The sequence below is a fragment of the Jongsikchunia kroppenstedtii DSM 45133 genome (genome assembly GCF_000380485.1).
In the GTDB taxonomy this organism is placed as follows: domain Bacteria; phylum Actinomycetota; class Actinomycetes; order Mycobacteriales; family Mycobacteriaceae; genus Jongsikchunia; species Jongsikchunia kroppenstedtii.
The window spans coordinates 67,616-83,779 of record NZ_AQYG01000047.1 but is presented as its reverse complement, the minus strand read 5'-3'; the positions used below and the strand labels follow the sequence as shown (position 1 = coordinate 83,779).

Below are 16,164 nucleotides of genomic sequence, written 5' to 3'. Positions count from 1 at the left end.
GTCGGTAGGTATCGGCTATGCCGAAACCAACTCGGTCTTCTTTCGCCGCGGCAGCACCGGCTTGCCGGCAACCAGCCGATCCAGCAGCGCCCCGAAGATCATCGCTATCACGGTCCACACCAGCAGCTGATTGAGAATCGAGTACCAGCGGAACTTCCACAGCACATCGGGATCGAATCCGGGGTACACGATCTGGCCCGGTTGGATGGTCTGCGTGGAGCCGTCCTCCAGCGCCACGTTCAGCGGATGATCCAGCACATTGGTGATCGGCTGGGGCGTCTCGGTCGTCGAGTGCGCGAAGCCGAAGTCCTTCACGTGCTCGGAGTTCTCGGAGAGGCCGCCGAGTGTGGGCATCACACCGACGATGATCCCGAAGATGACGAAGAATCCGACAGCCGACATCAGAATGGCGGGATAACGACCGAAGCGCCGCGTGAGTTTGTATGCCGCGTACACCGTCAGTCCGAGCAGGACCAACGAGATCCCGACCATCGTCAGGTAGAGGTGGCTGCGCTGGACGATGGTGAACTCATGGCCGATCGCCGGTGGATTGGCGGGGTACTTCACGAAGGGCAGCATGAACACCCCGAGGAAGCCGAATCCGGCGATCATCCACGCCAGGGTCTGCGCCTTGATCGCGAAGCGCCCGTGCAGCACGACGTATGCCACGGCGCACAGTGCACCCATCGCCATCGAAAATCCGATGATCCCGGTCGCGATACCGATGGTGGACTGAATATGGCGGCTGAATATCTCGGGCCCGTCGGGCTCGACCGGAAAACCGGCCGCCTTGTTGAGCATGTGCAGCCAGTCGTCGCGGCCGGACTCGTAGTCGATCGCCTTGTCGATCTGCGGTTCGGCAAAAATACGGGCAAATACGAAGCCCAACACGCCCGCAATGAAGCCGGCGAGGACCCCGCGCCCGATGACGCGTAGTTCCATTAGTCAGTTATCCGATCAGACTCGGCCGACTAGTGGCACGGGAAGCCGAGGAAGTGCCGCGAGTCGTGGACCCACTCGTGCACGACCATCGTCTTGCCGAACATCGACACCATGCCCTCGTCGATGCCGATGAAGTAGTAGGCGAGCGCGGCGATGAGCACGGTCAGCGTGAGGATCAGCGCGACCCGACTGCCCGACAGTGCCTCGCTGGAGATGCCCGGTGTGGACGCCGCAACGTTTGTGGACATGGTTCCTCCTTGGGGATTCGCGCCCCGTCGATATTCGAGTGTGCGCCGAGTACGGGTCTGACTCGTCCGTTTCGCTGCAGAACGCAGGTACCGGCTCACAGTGGCGCGACCGCTCCGGATTCTCACCGGATTCCGTACAATGGCTGCGCTCAGAATAGCGGATGCGGGCAGCCCCCTCGGCGAGGAGCGACGTTTGTCGGAATCGCCTGGGAAGCACGCGGACTTACCGGCACAGCCTCCCGCTAGCTGGTCGCTCGACGCGATCGGCGCCTTCGCGACGTCGCCGATCGCGTATTGCTCACGCCGTTGACGTTTCTGGGTCTGCGAAAGGCTGTGTCGAAAGATTTGGCATCCAGCGGCGTCGCGGCGGCGTGAATCGGCCGGATATTTTATCGGCGGCCGGTCAATGACACGACGGGAGCCACGCCGCGTTTGCGTGTCACTCGTTTCGGCCGCTCGACCGGACGCATCGCGCATACATGCGGACCGAGCGCGTCGACTATCGCCAGAATTGTTTCCGATGAGGGAACATCACCGCCCAGGGTGCGCAGCGTGTGAGTCTGCCCGACGACCTGGGTGTTCCCGCATGCGGTGAATGACACTGTGCCCCTGAGCATCGTGCCGGGACACAGGCGCGGCGCGACGAGGCCGAGGGTCCCGGCGGAAATATCGACAACGCAACTCCATTCGTCGCCTGTCTGCGAAATGCGTGCGACGCATTGTCCCTGGAATTCCTCGCCGGTGAGCGAGAATGTGGCCCCATGTGGTGGCATCGAAGTATTCACCCTCTGTCAATGATTTCTTGGTTTTGCAATCGATTCTACGCGCAGTACTCTCAATAAAGAAATGATAGAACGGTGTGTCGTCAACATTTCTATAGACGATTTCTCGACTGCGGATGAAGCCAGCCGTCGACCCCACGAAATGGCGGTCCGATATGCGCCGCGACACGCGATATTCCGGCGGTCCGGCCGAGTCGGAGGGGCCGGGTAGGGTGCTCGCGTGAGTCAGAGCCCAGCCGCGTCGCCGCTGCCCTTGAAACCCGTCAACACCCGCATCGCCGATGAGCTGGGAGTTCCCGAGCGGCAGGTCGCGGCCGCCGTCGCGTTGCTCGACGACGGCGCGACGGTTCCGTTCATCGCGCGCTATCGCAAGGAGGTCACCGGTGGCCTCGACGACGCCCAGCTGCGCACCTTGGACGAGCGGCTGACCTATCTGCGCGAGCTGGACGACCGGCGCGCGGCGGTGCTGGCGTCGATCGACGAGCAGGGCAAGCTCACCGAGGCACTCCGGGCGGCGCTGCTCGCGGCGGACACCAAAGCCCGCGTCGAGGACATCTATCTGCCCTACAAGCCCAAGCGTCGAACGAAGGCACAGATCGCGCGCGAGGCCGGGCTGGAACCGCTCGCCGACCGGCTGCTCGCCGATCCGACACTGATTCCCGAGGATGCCGCAGCCGAGTTCCTGAATGACGATGTCGCCGATGCCGCGGCGGCGCTGGACGGGGCGCGACACATCCTCATCGAGCGGGCCGCCGAGGACGCCGAGCTCGTCGGTGCGGTGCGCGAGAAGTTCTGGGCTGCCGGGACCGTCCGCAGCGCACCGCGGTCGGAGGCCACCGCGAATTCGTCGGCGGCACAGAAGTTCCGCGACTATTTCGACTTCGCCGAGCCACTGGAGACGATGCCGTCCCACCGCGTGCTGGCGGTCCTGCGGGGCGAGAAGGAGGAAGCGCTCGCTCTGACCATCGACGGCGGCGAAGATGACGGCTACGAGACGATGGTTGCCGCCACGCTGGGCATCGACCGGTCGACCGGCGGGGCAGCGACGCCCTGGTTGAGCACCACGGTCCGGTGGGCGTGGCGCACCAAACTGATGCTGTCGGCGTCGATCGAGGCGCGAATCCGGTTGCGCCAGCGGGCCGAAAGCGAGGCGGTCGCCGTCTTCGCCACCAACCTGAAGGATCTGTTGCTGGCGGCGCCGGCGGGCACCCGGCCGACGCTCGGACTCGACCCCGGTTTCCGCACGGGCGTCAAGGTCGCGGTTGTCGACGGCACCGGCAAGGTTGTAGACACCTGCGCGATCTATCCGCATCAGCCGCAAAAGCAGTGGGATCAGGCCAAAGCGACGCTTGCCGCCCTGGTGGCACGTCACGGAGTCGAGCTGATCGCGATCGGCAACGGCACCGCGTCGCGGGAGACCGATGCGCTGGCAACGGAATTGATCGGCGAGATCCAGAAGACCGGCGCCCGCGCTCCGGCGAAGGCGGTCGTCAGCGAGGCCGGCGCGTCGGTGTACTCGGCATCCGAATACGCCTCATCGGAGCTGCCGCAGCTCGACGTCTCGCTGCGTGGCGCGGTATCGATCGCCCGTCGGTTGCAGGATCCGCTCGCCGAACTGGTGAAGATCGACCCGAAGTCGATCGGCGTCGGCCAGTATCAGCACGACATCACGCCGGGCATTCTGGCGCGCAGCCTCGAAGCAGTCGTCGAGGACGCCGTGAATGCCGTCGGCGTCGACCTGAACACCGCGTCGGTGCCGTTGCTGTCGCAGGTCTCCGGCATCACCCCGACGTTGGCCACGGCGATCGTCGCGCATCGCGACGAGGTGGGTCCGTTCCGCAGCCGCAAGGGGCTGCTCGACGTTGCGCGCCTGGGCCCCAAGGCATTCGAGCAGTGCGCCGGGTTCTTGCGGATCCGCGACGGCGAGGATCCGCTCGACGCGTCCGCCGTGCACCCGGAGTCGTATCCGGTGGTCCGTCGGATCCTCGACCGGTCCGGTGTCGGCCTCGCCGAGATCATCGGCGATGAACGGACATTGCGACGATTGAAGCCTGCCGATTTCGCCGACGAGCGATTCGGCGTTCCGACGGTCACCGACATCATCTCCGAGCTGGAGAAGCCGGGCCGCGACCCGCGTCCGGCATTCGAGACCGCGACCTTCGCCGCCGGCGTGGAGAAGGTGTCCGACCTCCGCCCGGGCATGGTCCTCGAAGGCGTGGTCACCAACGTCGCGGCCTTCGGGGCGTTCGTGGATGTGGGCGTTCACCAGGACGGTCTGGTGCACGTGTCGGCGATGTCCGACCGGTTCGTCTCCGACCCGCACGAGGTGGTGCGTTCGGGACAGGTGGTGCGGGTCAAGGTGCTCGAGGTCGACGTCGACCGGCAGCGCATCGGTCTGACGCTGCGACTGAACGACGAGGTGGGCGCTGACAAGCGCGGGCCGTCGCCGAAACGTGGTGGGGGACAGGGGCGGCCCAATGGTGGTGGCCAGCGCGGCGGTCGCCCCCAGAATGGTGGGCGCGATTCCGGCCGCGGCAACCGCAGCCAGCCGAGCGGCTCGATGGCGGACGCGTTGCGGAACGCGGGTTTCGGACGCTGACCCCGCCCGCCGGTCCTGCGGCGGGTTACCGTACCCCGCCGTAGGACGGTATGACCGTCTCGCAGGGAACCGGCACCGGATGCGCCGGATCGAGCGCGTTGCGGACGAAGGCGCCGGTTCGCCGGGTGACGATGATCGCCTGGTGATTCGACCAGTCCTGCGGGCAGCCTTGCTGGACAACGATGTTCGTCACCTGCTGGCCCGGGCGACCCGGCACCAGGCCGCTCGTATACGGCGACACGGTGTCGTCGTACTGCGTCACCACATTCGTGTAGCGGATGCCGGGCAGATACGGGTTGCCGCCGGCGTTGATCGCGCGAACCAGTTCGGAACCGGCCAACGGTTCGGTGCACACCGCGCAGCCCGGCGGATTGACGCGCATCGATTCCGGAACCGTCACGCCGCGATAGAGGCCGGCCAGGGAGATCACCGCGCTGACATGGTCGGCCCCGCCGAGATAGCGAGTGTAGTACGCGTCGACCAGGCTGCCGAATGAGTGCGATACGAGGCTGACCTTGCGGGCTCCGGTCGACTGCAGCACTCGTTGAACGAATGTCGAAAGCTCGGGGCCACCAACGGTTTTCACCGACCGATAGCCGCCGAAGCTGGTGAACGGTGCGGGCAGGGGATCGCCGCCCCAAGCCAGCGCGTAGACGCAGTATCCGGCGTTGTGCAGCAGCGGACCCAACGTGCCCCACTCGACCTGGGGGCTGGCGAATCCGCCATGCACCAGGACGACCGGATCGGGATGCGCCGTCGATGGCCGGCACGACCAATCGTTGGTGCCGGGCGGCGATCCGGCCGGATCGGCGAGTTGGTTCCCCAGATTCGCGGGGAAGTTGTAGGGAACCGGCAACGGAGTCGTCGGCGCGGCATGGGCGACTCCAGCGGCGCCGAGCAGCAGTGCGGCCGCAGCCGCGATGACCAAACGCATGGTTCGCATGAGCGGAGATGTTACATCGAACGAAGGACCATCAACGGGACTCTGAGCGAGAATGCGGGCATGGCGCTCTACGACCAGGTCGGGTCCACGTATTCGGCCACCCGCCGACCGGATCCACGGATCGCTGCGCAGATCCACGGCGCGCTCGATGGGATGGGCAGCGTCGTGAACATCGGTGCCGGTGCGGGCAGTTACGAGCCGCCGCAGACCATGCTGGCGATCGAGCCGAGTGCGGTGATGATCGGGCAGCGGCCGCCAGAGTCGGCACCGGCGGTCCGGGCCACGGCGGAAGCCATTCCGCTGCCGGATGATTCGGTCGACGCCGCCCTTGCCTCGTTGACCGTTCATCATTGGCACGACCTGCGTGCGGGGCTCGCCGAGGCGGTGCGCGTGACGCGGCGACGGATCGTGATCTTCACCTGGGACCACACGATCACGCGGAACTTCTGGCTGCTTGATGACTATCTGCCGGCCGCGCGGGAGACCGATGCCCGGTTGACGGTGCCCGTCGACACCCTCACCGGATGCCTTCCCGGCCGCATCCGCGTCGAGCCGGTACCGGTGCCCGCCGACTGCGTCGACGGCTTCGCGGCAGCGTATTGGCAACGGCCAGAAGCCTATTTGGATGCGACGGTGCGTGCCGGCATGTCGCTGATGGCGCTCACGCCGCCGGCCGATCTCGTCGACGGCCTCGAGAGACTCCGCGCCGACATCGCGTCCGGCAGCTGGCGCATGCGGTATCGGTCGTTGCTGAATCGGCGCAGCCTCGACGCCGGGTATCGATTGATCATCGTCGATCTGCCGTAGGCAGGCGCGGATCCACCGATAGCTCTCGGTTCTATACGCTTCCCCGGCCTGGCATATCCGACGTCCGACCGACGCCGGGGCACCATGGGGCCTGCGTGTCCGGTATTCCCGGTTCGGCCGTGTCCACCAAACGGGGGAACTTTCACCATCGACGATTGATCTACCAGCATGTTTGCAATGCCTAACAAGGATTCTGGGGCAAATGACCCAAAACCCTGAGTTTTTCGTCACAAATCGGCCACAGGCAGGTTAAGGTAATCGAACTTTGTGTTCGCGGCCGTGTCGAAACTGCTGGTGAGCGCTCCTGACAGTCTGGAGAACTTTCGTGATGATGCGTTCGAGTGTGACGCGGCTGGCCGCAGTGGCTGGCGGCACCGTGCAATTCAAGGACGGCGGCACCAATATCGGTGGCCCGGTCACGATCGTGAATGGCACGGCGGCAGTGTCGTACATCTTCACCACCAGCGGTGCGCGCGACATCACGGCCGTCTACTCAGGCGGTGACAGCTACAACGACTCCACCTCGACGTCGCAGACGGTGACCGTGTCCGGCACCGGGGGAACGGGCGGAACCGGTGGCGCTGGCTCGCTGAAGAACATCTTCGGCTCGTAACAAACGTGGTCGGTTCGCCCGGGTCAGCTTGGAGCGCCCGGGCGAACCGACCGTCCAACCAACATCTCATTACCAGCGTGTGGTGACACGCGTGAATTGATAGGGAAACGAAACATGGTGCGTTCGAGAGTGACTCGGGTGGTGGCAGCTGTCGGGGCGGTTGCCCTGGGTGCCGCGGGAGTGGTGGCGCTCGGCGGGGGATCCGCGTCTGCCGCGAAAGGGACCTATACCTGGTCGGACGGCAACGATGGTCTGACCCGCACGATCAGCGAGGTGAATCCGACGATCGGCGACACCATAACGGTGTGGACCACGATTCAGCGCAATGGCGGCGTCGTCGAGTATGTGCAGGCCGCAAAGGATGCGCACCCGGCGTGCTGGAAGTACGTGCCGGGGTCGGCGCAGGTCAATGGCAACGCGAAGGGGCTCGACAGCTCGGCGCCGGGTGACGCCAACAACATGGGGTGGCAGCGGGTGACCGGCAGTTGGCCGATCTACCCGAATATCAACCCGCGCTCGATGTGGTTCACCATGCAGTACACGATCGGTGCCGATTGCCCGACGGGTGTGCCGATGAAGGGGTCGTTCTTCTACTCCGGCACGCTCGGTGACGGCAACGAGAACAACGTCGGACCGGCCGTCACGGTGCAGGCCCCCGCGGCCCAGGACACGACGACGGCCCTGCAGGCTCCGGGGACCGCGACCACCGGCCAGGCCGTCAACCTGACGGCGACCGTCAGCCCGGCTGCTGCCGGTGGCACGATGCAGTTCAAGGACAATGGCACCAATATCGGTTCGCCGGTAGCAGTGGCGAATGGTTCGGCGACCTTGTCGCAGACGTTCAATTCTGCTGGTGCACATTCGATTACTGCGGTGTACTCGGGTGGCGCCGGATACAACGGTTCGACGTCGGCGGCGTCGACGGTGACCGTGTCGGATCCGGCCCCGGTCGATCAGGACACCACGACTAGCTTGCAGGTCCCCGGTACCGCGACGACGGGTCAGGCGGTCAACCTGACCGCCACAGTGAGCCCGGCCGCGGCCGAGGGAACTGTGCAGTTCAAGGACAACGGTGCGAACATCGGCTCCCCGGTGACCGTCGTGAACGGCACGGCCACGCTGTCGCACACGTTCAACAGCGCTGCGGCACACAGCATCACCGCGGTGTACTCCGGCGCCACCGGATACAACGGCTCGACCTCGGCGGCCTCGACCGTCACGGTGACGGATCCGGCCCCGGTCAATAAGGACACCACGACCACCCTGCAGGCACCCGCGACCGCGACCACCGGGCAGGCCGTCAACCTGACCGCCACAGTTGCCCCGGCCCCGAATGGCGGCACGGTGCAGTTCAAGGACAACGGCACCAACATCGGTTCGCCGGTCGCAGTGTCGGGCGGCACGGCCACGCTGTCGCAGACCTTTAATACCGCTGCGGCGCATTCCATTACAGCGGTCTTCTCGGGCTCGGAGGGATTCGACGGATCGACCTCGGCTGCGTCGGCGATCACAGTGACGGATCCGACGCCGACCGAGCAGGACACCACGACGACTGTCGAGGTACCCGCCACGGCGACCTCTGGTCAGTCGGTGGATCTGATTGCAACCGTCTCGCCGGCGACCGCCGGTGGCACGGTGCAGTTCAAGGACGGCGGCACCAATATCGGCGGCCCGGTGACGATCGTGAACGGCAAGGCGACGCTGTCGTACATCTTCACCACCAGCGGGGCACGGAACATCACGGCCGTGTACTCAGGCGGCGACGGATACGGCGGTTCGACGTCGGGTCAGCAGACCGTGACCGTGTCCGCCGTCGGCGGTGACGGCGACGGCGGAACCGGAGGAACAGGTGGCGGGGGCTCGCTGAAGAACATCTTCGGTTCCTAAGGACCTGGCCGGTCCGCTCGATCCGGCGGGCCGGCCTTCCACAACATCACATATCTGCGCACCAGTTGTGTGCGTCAAGCAATGGAGGAACGAAATATGTTGCGTTCGACGGTGACTCGCGTGGCTGCGGCTACCGGTGCGGTCGCGATGGCGGCGGCCGGGGTGGTCGCGCTCGGCCAGGGCACGGCGTCCGCGGCGCAGGGGACGGTGACCTGGAATGACGGCAACGACAAGTTGACGCGCACGATCAGTGAAATCAATCCGGCTGTCGGGGACACGATTACGGTGTGGACGACGATCGAGCGCACCGGTGGGGTGTTGGAGATCGTGCAGGCGGCCAAAGATGCGCATCCGGCGTGTTGGCAGTACGTGCCCGGGTCGGCGCAGGTGAACGGCAGCGCGAAGGGGCTAGACAGTTCGTCGGCCGGCGATGCGAACAACATGGGTTGGCAGCGGGTGACCGGCAGCTGGACGATTTATCCGAATATCAATCCGCATTCGGTGTGGTTCACCATGCAGTACAAGATCGGCGCGGATTGTCCGACGGGCGTGCCGATGAACGGTGCGTTCTACTACTCGACCAGTTTGGGTGAGGGCAACGAGGGCACCCGCGGGCCGGCCGTAACGGTGCAGGCGCCCGCGACACAGAACACGACGACCACCTTGCAGGCACCGGGGACGGCGACGACCGGTCAGGCGGTGAATCTGACTGCCTCTGTGTCGCCATCGGCTGCGGGTGGCACGGTGCAGTTCAAGGACAATGGCTCCAACATCGGAGCGCCGGTCGCGGTGGCCAATGGTTCGGCCACGCTGTCGCAGACCTTCAATACCGCTGGTGCACACAGCATCACCGCGGTGTACTCCGGTGGCGACGGTTATAACGGCTCGTCCTCGGCGGCGTCGACGGTGACGGTGTCGGATCCGGCTCCGGTCGACCAAGACACCACAACGACGCTGCAGGCTCCGGGGACCGCGACCACCGGCCAGGCGGTCAACCTGACCGCCTCGGTGTCGCCATCGGCCGCGGGTGGCACGGTCCAGTTCAAGGACAACGGCATCAACATCGGTTCCCCGGTCGCGGTGGCCAATGGTTCGGCCACGCTGTCGCAGACCTTCAATACCGCTGGTGCACACAGCATCACCGCCGTGTACTCCGGTGGCACCGGCTACAACGGGTCCACGTCGGCGGCCTCGACCGTCACGGTCTCCGCGCCCGGCGGTGGTGACGGCGGCACGGGTGGAAACACCGGCGGCTCCGGATCGCTGAGCAACATCAAGAACATCTTCGGCTCGTAGTCAGAATCTGCAACAACCAACCGGCGCGCTCGCTGCGCATCCAATAACGGAGGAACGAAATATGGTGCATTCGAATGTGACTCGGGTGGCTGCGGCCACCGGCGCGGTCGCGTTGGCTGCGGCCGGCGTGCTCGCGATGGGTCAGGGCACCGCCTCGGCCGCGAAGGGCACGTACACCTGGTCGGATGGCAACGACGGCCTGACCCGCACGATCAGCGATGTCACCCCGACGACCGGCGAGACGATCACGGTGTGGACGACGATCCAGCGCAACGGCGGCGTCGTCGAATACGTGCAGGCCGCCAAGGATGCGCACCCGGCCTGCTGGCAGTACGTCCAGGGCTCGGCGAAGGTGAAGGACTCGGCGCATGCCGTCGAGAGTTCCAACACCGGTGACGCCAACAACCAGGGGTGGCAGCGGGTGACCGGCAGCTGGCCGATCTACCCGAACATCAACCCGCGCACGGTCTGGTTCGAGTTCAAGTACGTGATCGGTGCCGATTGCCCGGTTGGCGTGCCGATGAAGGGGTCGTTCTTCTACTCCGGCACGCTCGGCGACGGCAACGAGAACAACGTGGGCCCGGCCGTCACGGTGCGCGGCAACTCGGCGACCACCACCACCGTCGATCCGGTGCCGGTCGCGAATGTGAACATTCCGGTCGACATCAGCGCGACCATCACGCCGGCACCCAGCGCCGGCACGGTGCAGTTCAAGGACAACGGCGCCGACATCGGCACGCCGGTCAATGTGAATGCCAACACCGGCAAGGCCACCACGTCGTGGACCCCGGTCACCGGTGGCAACCACGCGATCACGGCCGTGTACTCCGGTGCGGCATCGTACGACGGTTCGACGTCGGCCGCGCAGAACGTGAACGTGATCAACGGTTCGGGCACCACCGGATCGCTGTCCGGGATCTTCGGTTCGTAGAAACATCACAATAATGGAGGAACGAAATATGGTGCGTTCGAAGGTGACTCGTGTCGCCGCCGCCACCGGTGCGGTCGCCATGGCGGCAGCGGGCGTGGTCGCACTCGGCCAGGGCACCGCATCTGCGGCGCAGGGCACGTACAACTGGTCGGATGGCAATGATGGTCTGACCCGTACGATCAGTGAAGTGAATCCCGCTGTGGGAGAAACGATTACGGTGTGGACGACGATCCAGCGCAATGGCGGCGTCGTCGAGTACGTGCAGGCCGCCAAGGATGCGCACCCGGCGTGCTGGAAGTACGTGCCGGGGTCGGCGCAGGTCAATGGCAACGCGAAGGGTCTCGACAGTTCAACGGCCGGCGATGCGAACACCATGGGGTGGCAGCGGGTGACCGGCAGCTGGCCGATCTACCCGAACATCAACCCGCGCACCGTCTGGTTCACGTTTAAGTACACGATCGGTGCCGATTGCCCGGTCGGGGTGCCGATGAAGGGGTCGTTCTTCTACTCCGGCACGCTCGGTGACGGCAACGAGAACAATGTGGGCCCGGCAGTCACCGTGCGTGGCGATGCGTCCACGACAACGACGCTGCAGGCGCCGTCGAGCGCGACCACCGGCCAGGCTGTCAACCTGCAGGCGACGGTGTCGCCGCAGCCGAGTGGTGGCACGGTGCAGTTCAAGGACAACGGCACCGATATCGGTTCGGCAGCCCAGGTTTCGGGCGGCGTGGCGAACCTGCTGTACACCTTCACCACGGCCGGCACCCACAACATCACCGCGGTGTACTCGGGCGCCACCGGCTATGAGACCTCCACGTCGACGACGAGCGCCGTGACGGTGACCGCTACCGGCGGCGGTGACGGCGGCACGGGAGGCGACGGCGGTGACGGAGGCACCGGTGGTAACACCGGCGGCTCGGGATCGCTGAGCAACATCTTCGGTTCCTGATCTGAAGAAGTGATCTGATCTGAAGTGACAGGGCGGCCCCACCACATCGGTGGGGCCGCCCTTCGCTGTCCCGGCCACGGTCGATTCTTGGATCATGCCGGTTCGTTGAATCAGCCTGTGACCTGCCTGTTCGGCCGTAGACTCGACGAATGAAGCGCATCGTATGCACGTTCATCGGGGTGGGACTCATTGCTACGGCCGGGGTGATGAATGCACCGGCGACGGCGACACCGTCCTCCGGCATCTCCGCGGTCACGGTGGCGGAGGGCGACATTCCTGCCGGCCTGCTGCCCTTCGTGCCGGCGGGCGTCCATCTGGCCGTGCGCGAGATCACGATCGCGCCGGGCGGTACCACCGGCTGGCACTACCACGACGGCGAGCTCGTCGGGCTGGTCCGGTCGGGCACCCTTACCCATCCTGGATCAGACTGTGTGCCAACGGTTTATCGCGCCGGTGACATCATCAAGGAGCCGGCCGGAGAGGCCAACACGCATGTCGGCCGCAACCTGGGGAACACGCCTGTCGTTCTGGACGTGCTCTACCTGATCCCGTTGGGCAAGCCGCTGTTCGAGGATGCCGACGCGCCCGCTTGCGACAAGTAGTTCGTCAGGCCAGAACCAGATCCAGCGGGACCGCATGGGCGATTGTGTGACCGACCGGCGAGCTGCCGGACACCTTCGCGTGCAGCGCCTCCAGTTCGTCGCGGGATGCGTCGGAATCGATCGTGACGATGGCGACGACGGAATCGAAGCCGGCATGCCCGTCGGCGAGGCCGAGGAAGACCTGCAGATCGAGTTCGCCCTTCAGCTCGACCCGCAGGTCGCGGAGTTCGATGCCGGCGACGGTCGCGTTGGCGGCATAGCCGACTGCGAGGCAGTTGCCCAGTGCGGCGAGCAGCTGCTCGACCGGGTTCGGGGCCGAATCGTCGCCGCCCAGCGCGGCCGGTTCGTCCGACGGGATGGGGGAGAAGCTGCGCACCTTTGCTTCCGAGGCGAATCCGCGGTTCCACTGCACCCGCGCCGCCCAGGTCGTCGAGGCGGCCGCCGGGTCGGTCTGCACGGATTGCACGAGCGCGCCCACGGCATCGATATCGACATCGTTCAGGCGGGCGGTGGTGGTGTCGGTCATGACATTGCTCCAGGGTTTGCCGGGTATCTCCTGGCCGACGGTAGGTCCGGCGGCCCCGGAGGGCACCGGTTTGCGTCGGCGTCGGTGAAACTCTGAGGCCGTGATGCGTGCGTGGTAGTAGCGACGATGAGATGCTCATTGCATGAAGGTGCATCATCTCAACTGCGGGACCATGGCGATGGGCACGGTCGACCATTGCCTGCTCGTCGAGCTGCCAGCGGGTGACCTGCTCTTGGTGGACAGCGGATTCGGTCTCGACTGCGTTCGCCGGCCGCAGCTGCTCGGATTGACGAGGCATGCGATCCGGCCCGCGCTCGACGAGTCCGAGACCGCGATCCGGCAGATCGAGACGCTGGGCCTCGATCCGAAGGACGTGCGCAATATCGTGGTGACGCATCTCGACTACGACCACACCAGTGGGCTCGCCGACTTTCCTTGGGCCACAGTGCATGTGCATGCCCCTGAGTACCGCGCCGGCATGCATCCGACAGTCATCGAGCGCATCCGCTATCGTCCCGATCAGCTCTGGGCGCACGGCGTGCAGTGGCGCGTTAATCAGCTGTCCGGCGGCGATGGCTGGTTCGGGTTCGAGGCGGTCCGTGATCTCCCCGGCCTGCCGGAGGAGGTGCTCGTCGTGCCGCTGCTCGGGCACAGCCGCGGCCACGCTGGCGTGGCGATCGACACCGGCGCGGGCTGGCTGCTGCACGCCGGCGATGCTTACACGACCGGGGGAGCCGTTTCCGACGGCGCCGCAGGCGCTTTCGCGCGCGCCATGCATCCGGTGCTGACGCACCCGACGCTGCCGTCGACCCAGTTCCGGAACATGCGGCGCCTGGCCGAGCTGAAGGCGGAGCATTCGGACGAGGTGACAGTGTTCTGCAGCCACGACAAATCGGAATTCGATCGACTCGTAGCAGTGGGATAGCCCGCAGCCGTATCGGCGTCGAATCAGGTGTCGGCGCTGGCCGTCGAATACGTGTGGTGATGCGTGCCGGTGCGCAGGCGGGCCAATGCGACCGCATGGTGGTCGAGGCGGATGTCCTCGAAGGTCCACGGCGTCCATGGGCGCACCGCGGTGGCGTTGCCGTCGGAATCCAACGCGGCCATGATGTTCAGGCTGTGCGCGGCCAGTGTGGCCCGCTTGTGGGGGCTCGCGGCATACACATGGATCGACATATGCATAGTCTGCCGGCCGGTGTGGATGAGCCGGGCGTTGATCTCCACGACGTCGCCGATGTGCACCGGCCGATAGAACCGGGTGCCGCCGATGTATACGGTGACCGCCTCGCCGCCACACCATCGCGTCGCGCACAGGTAGCCCGCATCGTCGATCCAGCCCATCACCCGGCCGCCGTGCGTCTTGCCGCCCCAGTTGACGTCGGTCGGCGCGGCCAGGAACCGGGTCGTCGCCTGTTCGGCAAGGGTTCCCGACTCGGTGTAGGACACCGAATCCATCGCGGCTTCAATGCTTTTGCGTACAGCGATGCGCGATCGCGCATCGGCGGCGAGCGCGTCCTGGTCGGCTGTGCGGGGGACCCACTGCCGCACCGGGACCGGCGCGCCGTCGTGCATGGCGACGAAGACCATCAGGCAGGTGCTGACGTCGGTGAAGTTTCGATCGTGTGGATGGGCGGACCGTACGGTGCATTGGATGTGCATGCTGGTTGTGCCGGTATACACAACCGTCGCAACGACTTCCACCAGATCGCCGGAGAGGATGTCACGGGTGAACCGGATATCGCCGACATATGCAGTGACGGCGTACTGGCCGCTCCAGCCGGCGGCACAGGCGTACGCGGCCTTGTCGATCCATTCGAGAATCTTTCCGCCGCGGACGTTTCCACCCAGCGTGGCGACATCTGTCGGTGCCGCAAGGAATCTGAGCGTCATGATGTGGTCGTCGACGGGTGCTGACGACGTTTCGGGGTTGGAGGTCTTCACCGTCGGAAGTCAAGTACGCGTGCATTGCGCCGCCGTGTCGTGCGATGTCCTCGCGGTCAACTAAAACTGACCGGCGCACCCACCTCACGGTGAGTGCGCCGGTCGTGTGCGATCGATAAGACTCCGTCAGCCGGTGACCTTGCCGTCCTTGAACGTGAGGGTGCCGTGCTGGTAGGTCTGCTGCAGGCCGCCGCCCGGGGCCGCGGTCTCGTCGGACGTCGGGTAGCCGAGCCGGCCGTGCTCGTGGCCCTGGGTGCCCCAGTAGTCGCCGATCTCGCCCCACTCGATGTAGGCCTGGTTGTTCTCCGGGTTCTGGTAGATCGAACCGTTCTCGAAGGTGATGAATTTTCCACCCGTCGGCAGCGGCACCAGCGGGCCGAGCGGCTTGCCGAGCACGCCCTTGTCGTATCCGAGGGCGGCGTACTTCGCGAGGACGGCCTGATCGGTGATCTCGACCTGCTGCCCGCCAGGAGCCGCGATACTCGTCGATTCGACCGGTGGCTGCGCCGCCGCGCTCGGCTTCGCGCCGTTCTCGCCGCCCATGCCGGGCGCGCCGTTCATGCCCGAGTTCATAGCCGATTGGGCGGCATTGCTGGCCGAATTCGCAGCCGACGAAGCGTTGTTGTCGGAGCTCTTTGAGTCGCTGCAGGCGCCGGCTGCGCCGATGACGGCAATTGCGGCTGCGACGATGGCGATCTTCTTGGTTGCATTCATACGTGATTCCTCTTCTGTGGTCTTAATCAGGTGTTGATCTCGATCGAATTGGAGCGGTATCACTCGCAGGTGAGAACTTTGATGTCGTCGGCATTCGCGACGACGAGCATGTCGTCGGTGTGGATCGCCCAGTGCCGCGACGGATCGGAATGCGCATTTTCGTCTGCTTCCGCGGTTTCCGGGTCCGGCCCGAAGTCCTCGATAACCTCCCCTCTGGCATGTCGGTTTGTGCCTGCAAAGGCGACTAACCGATGCCCGGTACCGATATCGGCGACGCGATCTTGTGGAGTCGTCACTCGTGTGGAGTCGTCCGTCACACCTCGTCCATCGGAATACTAGATCGCGCGCAGTGCGCCTAGACCGTAATACGAGGAAATTCAAGAT

At 65.6% G+C, this 16,164-nt stretch carries 16 protein-coding genes and 1 riboswitch; of the genes, 9 read left to right on the top strand and 7 right to left on the bottom strand.

The annotated features are described in order from the left end of the window. Positions 1-15: 15 nt before the first annotated feature. Positions 16-942, bottom strand: a complete 927-nt coding sequence (locus tag G341_RS21830) for a CbtA family protein (protein ID WP_018179271.1) — start codon at positions 940-942, stop codon at positions 16-18. A 29-nt stretch (positions 943-971) separates the two neighbouring features. Next, entirely contained in the window at positions 972-1,190 is a 219-nt protein-coding gene (locus G341_RS0111385; RefSeq protein WP_018179270.1) for a CbtB domain-containing protein, read from the bottom strand. A gap of 31 nt (positions 1,191-1,221) precedes the next feature. After that, a riboswitch (cobalamin riboswitch) is annotated at positions 1,222-1,385 on the bottom strand. A gap of 807 nt (positions 1,386-2,192) precedes the next feature. Here G341_RS0111385 and G341_RS0111380 point away from each other — a divergent pair. Further along, positions 2,193-4,571 carry a Tex family protein gene (locus tag G341_RS0111380; protein WP_018179269.1) on the top strand — a complete coding sequence of 793 codons (2,379 nt, stop codon included), beginning with the start codon at positions 2,193-2,195 and terminating at the stop codon, positions 4,569-4,571. Positions 4,572-4,596: 25 nt separating this feature from the next. On the opposite strand, the gene G341_RS0111375 is transcribed toward G341_RS0111380, so the two are convergent. After that, on the bottom strand, positions 4,597-5,514 hold the full coding sequence (locus G341_RS0111375; RefSeq protein ID WP_018179268.1) for an esterase/lipase family protein: 918 nt from the start codon (positions 5,512-5,514) through the stop codon (positions 4,597-4,599). A 60-nt stretch (positions 5,515-5,574) separates the two neighbouring features. On the opposite strand from G341_RS0111375, the gene G341_RS0111370 reads away from it, so the two are divergent. From G341_RS0111370 to G341_RS0111340, 7 genes are all read left to right on the top strand, one after another. Then, positions 5,575-6,321 carry a class I SAM-dependent methyltransferase gene (locus G341_RS0111370; protein ID WP_018179267.1) on the top strand — a complete coding sequence of 249 codons (747 nt, stop codon included), beginning with the start codon at positions 5,575-5,577 and terminating at the stop codon, positions 6,319-6,321. Between the two features lie 331 nt (positions 6,322-6,652). Then, positions 6,653-6,934, top strand: a complete 282-nt coding sequence (locus tag G341_RS0111365; protein ID WP_162140712.1) for an Ig-like domain-containing protein — start codon at positions 6,653-6,655, stop codon at positions 6,932-6,934. Positions 6,935-7,048: 114 nt separating this feature from the next. Next, a complete protein-coding gene (locus tag G341_RS0111360) occupies positions 7,049-8,821 on the top strand; it encodes an Ig-like domain-containing protein (protein WP_081622510.1) in 1,773 nt (590 codons plus the stop codon). Positions 8,822-8,941: 120 nt separating this feature from the next. After that, a complete protein-coding gene (locus G341_RS21825; RefSeq protein ID WP_245556976.1) occupies positions 8,942-10,117 on the top strand; it encodes an Ig-like domain-containing protein in 1,176 nt (391 codons plus the stop codon). Between the two features lie 61 nt (positions 10,118-10,178). Next, on the top strand, positions 10,179-11,048 hold the full coding sequence (locus G341_RS0111350; RefSeq protein WP_018179263.1) for an Ig-like domain-containing protein: 870 nt from the start codon (positions 10,179-10,181) through the stop codon (positions 11,046-11,048). Between the two features lie 28 nt (positions 11,049-11,076). Beyond that, positions 11,077-11,997: an Ig-like domain-containing protein gene (locus tag G341_RS21820; RefSeq protein ID WP_018179262.1), complete on the top strand. Its 921-nt coding sequence runs from the start codon at positions 11,077-11,079 to the stop codon at positions 11,995-11,997. A 206-nt stretch (positions 11,998-12,203) separates the two neighbouring features. Then, a complete protein-coding gene (locus G341_RS0111340; protein ID WP_245556983.1) occupies positions 12,204-12,599 on the top strand; it encodes a cupin domain-containing protein in 396 nt (131 codons plus the stop codon). A 4-nt stretch (positions 12,600-12,603) separates the two neighbouring features. Here G341_RS0111340 and G341_RS0111335 read toward each other — a convergent pair whose 3' ends face one another. After that, the gene (locus G341_RS0111335) at positions 12,604-13,125 is read right to left on the bottom strand and encodes an OsmC family protein (RefSeq protein WP_018179260.1); all 522 of its coding nucleotides are present in this window, start codon (positions 13,123-13,125) and stop codon (positions 12,604-12,606) included. A gap of 142 nt (positions 13,126-13,267) precedes the next feature. On the opposite strand from G341_RS0111335, the gene G341_RS0111330 reads away from it, so the two are divergent. Further along, positions 13,268-14,050, top strand: coding sequence for an MBL fold metallo-hydrolase (locus tag G341_RS0111330; protein WP_018179259.1), 783 nt, complete (start codon positions 13,268-13,270; stop codon positions 14,048-14,050). Between the two features lie 23 nt (positions 14,051-14,073). Here the strand turns inward: G341_RS0111330 and G341_RS21815 are convergent, their stop codons facing one another. From G341_RS21815 to G341_RS0111310, 3 genes are all read right to left on the bottom strand, one after another. Next, positions 14,074-15,015, bottom strand: a complete 942-nt coding sequence (locus tag G341_RS21815) for an acyl-CoA thioesterase (protein WP_018179258.1) — start codon at positions 15,013-15,015, stop codon at positions 14,074-14,076. A 177-nt stretch (positions 15,016-15,192) separates the two neighbouring features. Continuing rightward, the gene (locus G341_RS0111315; RefSeq protein WP_018179256.1) at positions 15,193-15,780 is read right to left on the bottom strand and encodes an LGFP repeat-containing protein; all 588 of its coding nucleotides are present in this window, start codon (positions 15,778-15,780) and stop codon (positions 15,193-15,195) included. Between the two features lie 59 nt (positions 15,781-15,839). Continuing rightward, a complete protein-coding gene (locus G341_RS0111310) occupies positions 15,840-16,097 on the bottom strand; it encodes a hypothetical protein (protein WP_155826932.1) in 258 nt (85 codons plus the stop codon). Between the last annotated feature and the right edge of the window lie 67 nt (positions 16,098-16,164).